This is a genomic window from Pseudomonas sp. EB271-G4-1 (assembly GCF_058791355.1).
On record NZ_JBYTEO010000125.1, the window covers coordinates 1 to 6,274 of the forward strand.

Here is a 6,274-nt window from a genome sequence, read left to right on the forward strand (position 1 = left end):
CGATTATGACTGACGGCCGCCAACAGCAAGGGGGAGCAAGCTCCCCCTTCGGTTTTTACCGGACACTAGTGACGCTCCGCGTGGGAATGCATCCAGGGACGCTCCGCGTTCCGCTTTTTGCTGCCCGTGGGAGGGAGGGGCAGGTCAGCGGTTAAACCGCTCCACCAACGAGTACTGGGTATTCGCGGTCTTGGTCAGCTCTTCGCTCAGCAATGCCGAGTTCTGCGCCTGTTCCGAGGTCTGGTCCGCCAGTGCCGAGATGTTGCTGATGTTGCGGCTGATTTCTTCGGCCACGGCGCTTTGCTCTTCGGTCGCGGCGGCGATCTGGGTGGTCATGTCGGTGATGTTGGCCACCGCTTCGCTGATCCCCACCAGGGCCTGGTCCGCTTCCAACACTCGTGCCACACCTTCTTCGGCCTGGCGATGCCCGGCTTCCATGGTCTGCACCGCGGTGCCCGCGGTTTGCTGGAGCTTGGCGATCAGGGCGTGGATCTGCCCGGTGGATTCGCTGGTGCGTTGGGCCAGTTGGCGAACTTCGTCGGCCACTACCGCAAAGCCACGCCCCATCTCGCCGGCGCGCGCCGCTTCGATGGCCGCGTTCAGTGCCAACAGGTTGGTCTGGTCGGCGATGCCTTTGATCACATCGACCACGCCGCCGATTTCGTTGCTGTCCTTGGCCAGCTGGGTCACGGTCAGGCCGGTTTCGCCCACCACCACCGAGAGGCGCTGAATGGCTTCGCGGGTTTCCCCGGCGATGTCGCGGCCTCGACCAGTCAGGCGGTTGGCCTCCTGGGTGGCGTCGGCGGTGCGCTGTACATGGCTGGCGACTTCCTGGGTGGTGGCAGCCATCTGGTTGACGGCGGTGGCCACCTGTTCGGTCTCGACGCGTTGGCGTTCCAGGCCGGTGGAGCTGTTGTGCGCCAGGGCGTCGGATTGCTTCGCCTGGTCGGTCAGGTGCTCGGCGGTGTCCTGTAGTCGGGTCAGGCACGTTTTCAGGCGGGCTTCCTGGCTGAGGATCGACATTTCCAGGCGTGCCTGGGCACCGCGGCTGTCGGTGTACATCTGCGCGATCAGCGGGTCGGACGTGGTCTGCTCGGCCAGGCGCAGCAAACGCTTGATGCCGCGTTGCTGCCAGCCCAGGCCCAAAAGGCCCAGTGGCACCGAAAGAGCGGCCGCCAGGGCAAAGCCCCACTGCGAGTTCAAGGTCGCACCGATCATGAAGCTCAACTGGCTGACCAGAATGAACGGCAACCAGTCCTGCAGGACCGGCATCCATTTATCCGAAGAAGGAACGGCCGACTTGCCCTGGTTGATGCGTTGGTAGAGCGCTTCGGCGCGGCGAATCTGTTCGGCGGTGGGCTTGACCCGCACCGACTCGTAACCGATCACCTGATTGCCTTCGAAGATCGGCGTCACATAGGCGTTAACCCAGTAGTGGTCACCGCTCTTGCAGCGATTCTTGACAATGCCCATCCATGGCAAGCCTTGTTTGAGTGTGCCCCACATGTGCGCGAAGACCGCCGCGGGAACGTCGGGGTGACGCACCAGGTTGTGCGGCGCACGGATCAATTCCTCACGGGAAAACCCGCTGATCTCGACAAAATCGTCGTTGCAGTAGGTGATCATGCCCTTGGCATCGGTGGTGGAAATCAACCGTTGCTGAGCCGGAAAGGTCCGTTCGCGTTGTGTAATGGGCTGGTTATTACGCATGGCTTGTTTAATCCGCAAGGCTTTGACAGGGTGTCGGCCCTGCAGCGGTTTTATTGAATTTATTTTTTTGCCGAGCGAGAGGCGTGGATCAAGGCGGGGAATACGACGACGGGTCGCAATGTAACGGTTTGTAAGGGTTTCCCTCGGGGGGCGCTCAGCGTATGATTTTGCGCCCCCGGCGCTGGCGCTTTAGTGGAGTGGTGCGTAGTCCATTTGCCGTAACAGTGAATCCACCATCCATCGGACGCCATTCAAGAGACCTTGGCGTAAAGGTCCAGCATGAAAAGCGTGAATACATATCTCATAAAGTCTGAGATGCCATTTTTATCAGATTACCGAAAATACAGCCCGCAGCACTGGCGGCTTATCTTTTGACCGGCGGTCTGACGGTTTCCAGTGTACGCCCGAGAAATACGCAATGGAAAGACATGAGATTGCGACGACCTTTACCTAAGGCGGCGCCCATTGCAGGTCGACTCGACGATGAAGATAGCTTTGCTGCTAAGAAGTAATTTGTATGGCATTTCCCAGGTGGTCAAAACAAAATTGACCGATGTCGTACTTCGGCTGGGCACTTTACAGAACTCGGCGTTGGATGCTTCGCTTACATCTATTTAAGCTTACCACCTAACCAAGGATCCTTGGCTTTCCCATGAATCACCTTCCAATTGCTAAAGATGCACTCAACGCACAGTCGCAAGCCATCAGCCAACTCGCAACACGCCTCGACACTCAGTTTCAGCGTGCAGTGGAGCTCATCCTTGATTGCAAGGGCCGCGCGGCAGTCTGCGGCATGGGTAAATCCGGACTTATCGGTCAGAAAATGGTCGCTACTTTCGCCTCTACGGGTACGCCAAGTCTTTTTCTGCATCCGGCTGAAGCCTTTCATGGTGATCTTGGCATGCTCAAGCCGAGCGATGTGCTTATCCTGATTTCTTACAGTGGCGAAACCGAAGAAGTCGTTAAGTTGATCCCGAGCTTGAAGTCATTCGGCAACAAAATTATTGCCATGACCGGTGACGGCGAATCCACCCTAGCTCGGCATGCCGACATCTGGCTAGATATATCCGTCGAGCGTGAGGTGTGTCCCAACAACCTCGCTCCGACGACTTCAACGCTCGCGACCATGGCCATGGGTGATGCGCTTGCTGTCGCGCTGATCGCTGCGCTCGACTTCAAGCCAATGGACTTCGCTCGCTACCACCCTGGTGGCAGCCTTGGTCGCAAACTCCTGACGCGCGTCAGTGACGTGATGCACACCAATACCCCTAAAGTGACCCGCAACACTTCATTCCACAACTGCCTGCTCGTTATGACATCAAGCCGCCTGGGGCTCGCCCTGGTGATGGAGGACGAAAAACTCATCGGCATCGTCACCGATGGCGATCTACGTCGTGCGTTGCTGGGCAATCCAGGGGTTGTCAACGAAACCGTCGACTCGTTCCTAACCTTAAGTCCGCACACAGTGAAAGCGTCTGCACAATTGTCCGAGGCCGAGGCTTACATGTTGGATCACAAAATTCGGGCTTTGCCGGTTATGGATGACGATAGCGGTGAAGTGGTTGGCATTGTCGAGATTTTTGACTGAAACGGATGACATTAGCGTTGGCTTTTGTCGTTCAGGTAATCGGTCAGTTGGTCAGCATCGGGTAAGTGAACAATACAAAATGCAGTAGATTCAAACCAAAGTGAGTAGCCATGGCGGCTGCCAATCCGCCAAATCGATATGCGAGCCCATAACAAGCGCCTGCCAAGGTCGCCAACATTACCCACTCCCAACCGGCCCCCCAGTGCGCCAGCCCGAATAATAGAGAAGCGATTAACAGGGCAAGGTGTTCGCCGTAGTGCAGGTGTTGGAGGCGCCGGCTCAAGCCACCTTGTATGTAGCCGCGAAATAGCGCTTCTTCTACTAGCGTCACCAGTAGCAGGTTGTTGTTTATCCACAGCCATGCCTGCGGCGGCCATTTCGGCGACCATTCTACGATTCCCAGCAGCGATGCTCCCCCGAGCGTAACGAGTGCCGTTAGGGTGAGGGTCAGGGCGCCTGCTTTTATCGCTTGCATAAATGAGTGGCGGCCGATGATCCATGGGCACACGAGTAACAGCCAGAAGCCTATCAGCGGTTTATCCAGGTTGAGATACATCGAGAACGGCACGGCGTTCTCGGTGAAGCGCTCCTGATCGATCATCCTGGCGTTTTGAAACCCCGGCCACCAATGCAGAGCGAGGGTGAGGGCCAGGAGGATGAATACGGCATGACCAAGATAGCGGACGTAGCGGGCGTGTTGTTGCTGGGCGGCGAAACCGGTGAGCAGCAACAGGATGATGGCGATGCTCGCCTGGGCGGTAATTTGCCCATAGGTGAGGGCCAGGACATAGCCGGCAGAGAGGAGTGTCAGGTATGGCCAGGGCATGACGAGCATGAACGTTTCCTTGTTTCGGGTGAGCTCGCTTTAATGTGGGGCATTTAGGCAGATATGGCCGTGCTTCTGCAATTGTGATGCTGTGTCTTAGTGCGTAAAACAGAGTGCGTGACTATGTTTAAAGGTGCCTGAAGTTCGTTTAAGGGCGCGTTGCCGAATCCTGCTGGAAAAAGGGGAAGCATATGACAAGTTGGCCCGTGATCGCTGTGACGTTGTTGATGTTGATGCCTCTGATGGCCCTGGTTACTTCGATAAGGGGGTGGGTCATGCATTTCAAGATCGAAGGTGATACTGAGTATTAGTTGCGGTTTGACGTAGTACCGGTCATTTCTATAACGCGAGTATTGAGCACAGGGATGTGGTCCCCCACAAAGTCAGCATTTTGTGGGTAATGCTGTTCCCTTCAGAGAGTATGGGCTAAACGGCCAGCGCATAAAGTGTGGGTGACATAGGGCTGTCGCGCCGGCGATGGCGGGCTTGAGCGGTGCGTTGGACTTTCGGGAGGTTTCGCCGGCAAGTCAGATCTCCGCACCGCTGGCTCCTACAGGGAGCCGCGTGCATTCGACATCAGGTTGTCCGGTGGCCGCTCGGCCAGGCTGCGACGGCGGGCTATCGGAAAGCAAATCGCAGATGCTGCTGGGATGCGTCAGCACGTGCGCGAGGCTCAATGAACGGCCGAGGACCTTGGGACGGGGACGCGATCAAACTTGGAAACCTCTTTGATCCAGAATCGACGGTACTCCGTTTGATCCGGCGCCAACGGCTTGTGATTCGACCAGGCGTGTCCTGTTTTCAAGGCTTCGCGATACGCCTCCCACTCTTTTTCCTCGGCGACTTCCTTCGCCCTTTTCTCATCATCGAACCAACCAAGAACATACACTTCGCCTTGATCGATGCCGTGCTCGATCAATAGATAAATCTCTTTCATACGCTAAACCCATAACGACACATTTCTAAAATACCCTACCACAGCGTATTGCCCTGATTATCGGCAGGGGTTTGCATTTCTTGAGCTTATGGGTTGGGGCAGGGCCACGAAATATTGTTTTGGGTTCAGTTATAAAGCTTTCCAGGTAGCCAGGCAGGTGCTTTTTTCGTGTGTCACCTGTAAGGCGGTCATTGGTTGTGAGTACGCATTCGCCGGCAAGCCTGGCTCCTGCGGGGGGGGATGCGTATGGCTTCCGATCAGGCCGGCCGGTCGGCCGCCTCGCTTTTGATTGTGATCTGGCTTTTGATTTTCTTGCCCCCTCGAGAGGCCGAGTGGAGGTTCTGCGCAGTGGGTAAACCGGCATGGATGCCGGTTTAGCCGCGCTGGGCCAAGGATGGCCCATCGCGGCGGGCCCACGGAGCAGGACCGGAGCGAGGGCATGCCGAGCATTAGCGAGGCACCGAACGCCAGGGGCAAGAGCCCTTGGTTACTTGGGGCTCTTCCAAGTGACTCGCCGTAAGGGCGAAACCATTAGGCGCCGTTACCGCAGGAATGGATATGTACGCGGTCAACAAAATCCAGGTTGGCTATTAGGCCGCCATCGCTGCGATGCGGCGGCCCGACAAGCCAGCTCCTACAGTGGATTTGGGTGTATTCGGAAGTGATGGGTTGGCGTCGGGCCGTCATCGCTGACAAACCAGCACAGGGGGTATGTGTATGGCTTCCGATCAGGCCGGCCGGTCGGCCGCCTCGCTTTTGATTGTGATCTGGCTTTTGATTTTCTTGCCCCGTCGAGAGGCCGAGTGGAGGTTCTGCGCAGTGGGTAAACCGGCAAGGATGCCGGTTTAGCCGCGCTGGGCCAAGGATGGCCGATCGCGGCGACCCACGGAGCAGGACCGGAACGAGGGCATGCCGAGCATTAGCGAGGCACCGAACGCCAGGGGCAAGAGCCCTTGGTTACTTGGGGCTCTTCCAAGTGACTCGCTGTAAAAGCGAAACCATAAGTGGCCGTTACCGCAGGAATGGATATGTACGCGGTCAACAAGCCACAGGTTGGCTGTCAGGACGCCTTCGCAAGCAAGCCCGCTCCCACAGTTGATCGGGTATGGCCGCGGGAGATGGGTTGGCTGTCAGGACGCCTTCGCGAGCAGGCTCGCTTGTATGGTAGGACTTGAAGGGAGGAGGAGGGACAAGGCTCGATTCTGACTGTTGA

General features: G+C 57.2%; 4 protein-coding genes. 1 reads left to right on the top strand and 3 read right to left on the bottom strand.

The genetic code is table 11. The features are described 5' to 3' along the window. Positions 1-144 precede the first annotated feature (144 nt). Positions 145-1,710 carry a methyl-accepting chemotaxis protein gene (locus tag AC3WWR_RS30600; RefSeq protein WP_020798776.1) on the bottom strand — a complete coding sequence of 522 codons (1,566 nt, stop codon included), beginning with the start codon at positions 1,708-1,710 and terminating at the stop codon, positions 145-147. 652 nt (positions 1,711-2,362) lie between these two features. On the opposite strand from AC3WWR_RS30600, the gene AC3WWR_RS30605 reads away from it, so the two are divergent. Next, complete coding sequence (locus tag AC3WWR_RS30605; protein ID WP_151141177.1) at positions 2,363-3,298, top strand: KpsF/GutQ family sugar-phosphate isomerase; 936 nt, start codon at positions 2,363-2,365, stop codon at positions 3,296-3,298. A gap of 43 nt (positions 3,299-3,341) precedes the next feature. Here the strand turns inward: AC3WWR_RS30605 and AC3WWR_RS30610 are convergent, their stop codons facing one another. Next, complete coding sequence (locus tag AC3WWR_RS30610) at positions 3,342-4,133, bottom strand: CPBP family intramembrane glutamic endopeptidase (protein WP_168757531.1); 792 nt, start codon at positions 4,131-4,133, stop codon at positions 3,342-3,344. Between the two features lie 664 nt (positions 4,134-4,797). Continuing rightward, positions 4,798-5,061, bottom strand: coding sequence for a hypothetical protein (locus AC3WWR_RS30615; RefSeq protein WP_020801156.1), 264 nt, complete (start codon positions 5,059-5,061; stop codon positions 4,798-4,800). Between the last annotated feature and the right edge of the window lie 1,213 nt (positions 5,062-6,274).

Bases quoted from the DNA above. Each gene is read 5' to 3' on its own strand.
- AC3WWR_RS30600 (WP_020798776.1), bottom strand. From the start codon at position 1,710: ATGCGTAATAACCAGCCCATTACACAACGCGAACGGACCTTTCCGGCT.
- AC3WWR_RS30605 (WP_151141177.1), top strand. From the start codon at position 2,363: ATGAATCACCTTCCAATTGCTAAAGATGCACTCAACGCACAGTCGCAA.
- AC3WWR_RS30610 (WP_168757531.1), bottom strand. From the start codon at position 4,133: ATGCTCGTCATGCCCTGGCCATACCTGACACTCCTCTCTGCCGGCTAT.
- AC3WWR_RS30615 (WP_020801156.1), bottom strand. From the start codon at position 5,061: ATGAAAGAGATTTATCTATTGATCGAGCACGGCATCGATCAAGGCGAA.